This window comes from Saccharicrinis carchari (assembly GCF_900182605.1).
Lineage (GTDB): Bacteria > Bacteroidota > Bacteroidia > Bacteroidales > Marinilabiliaceae > Saccharicrinis > Saccharicrinis carchari.
On record NZ_FXTB01000030.1, the window covers coordinates 1 to 1,467 of the forward strand.

Consider the following 1,467-nt stretch of genomic DNA (forward strand, 5'->3'; position numbering starts at 1 on the left):
CTCGTTGAGTGTTGACAATGTTTTGAATTAACACAATGCAATACTTAAACAACACACGGGACGAATATTGGCATCATGCAAATATTCGCCCCGTGAGTAAGTAGGTAAGTAAGTAACATCCAAAGCACGCAACGTGTGCTTCCCTAGCTTCCCCCAGTCCGGGGGGATTGAGGGGGCTGTTTTTTTAATCCATACCGATAACAATACCCTTGTGCACTATGCCATCGATATTTACCCGGATTATAAAGGCCGCATCGCGTTGTGGAAGATCAAACTCCGTTATCATGCTATTTAGCTCATGCGTTGCCATCAACTGTCCGGCTACGTTATAAACACGTATTGTTTTGTTGCTGCTGCGTAACATTTCCTCGTCCACCTTAACACAAGCCCGTTGCTTAACACTATAAATAAGCACCTTACCTTTTGGCGCACTTACTTTTAATTCATCCACATCCGTGCTGATGGATGCAAGCTCAAACTTTAGCTCAAATCTATCCGTGGCACTGGCTACTGTGGGGGTAAAAGTATAAGACGGTGTTTCACGTAAATCGATTGTTACATCCGCTACCTTATCATGCAGATAAACTTCTGCGTCAGGCATAAAGTGGTTCAGATTAGTGGCCCTGATGGTCATATCGCCCATACCCTTGGCAGCTACCTTGTAGGCCAGGGGAACAACTGTACCGTTGCTTAGTTCGGGCAGTGAGTTTACAGCCACGTTTTTGGCACTTTTTACCGAGTAAAGATTGGCTATATTACCTCCGTTCATCAGTTTCTCCGAATCGTAGGCCGTATAAGTCTCCGATCCGTTTTGGTTGAAGATAACCACCGACTCATCTGTTCCATGCTCACTTTCGAGCATTAACCTCAGCTTATCGTTTTGGGGTGAAGCACCACTTTTTAGACCATATCCCTCCGAAGCATGGGTACGTACCGACTTGGCAATAGATATATTACTAATGTCTTTATAGGTGCGAAGCCACATACTCTGACCCGGCGAAACATAACGCGAACCCTGGTTTACACCCACACCATTGAGCATGTTATAGCTGGATACCTGAAAGTCGCTATTGCGGATATAAACCGTTTTCCGAAAGTTCCCTATGTCAAACCCATTATCCATAACATCTATATAAGATGGGTAGGGGTTAGCCACGAGATACCACTGTGCTTTACCGAAGTCCCTGGTATAATCTACTGCGTTGTTCATCCCCCCCGAATATTTTAGTGGAAGATCTTCGGCCGTATACACCACATAGCCTTCCAAGGCCGTAAGGCTGTTAAAGTCGTAATCGGAGCCGCTACTATAATAACCGGCCACTCTGCTCCAACCGTTTGTCGTGTAAGCGCTCACTGCAAACCTGTCCGTCCCGTAGGAGGCTTCGTATTCCTGCTCAGTTACACCCCTCACCGGATGCGACATATACCACTCCAAAGATTTAGGAATGCTCCACTCGTAATTAGTTT

General features: G+C 45.7%; 1 protein-coding gene. It reads right to left on the bottom strand.

The genetic code is table 11. The features are described 5' to 3' along the window. Positions 1–184: 184 nt before the first annotated feature. A partial coding sequence (locus FN809_RS17830; protein WP_185957621.1) for a hypothetical protein occupies positions 185–1,467 on the bottom strand: 1,283 nt, incomplete at its 5' end.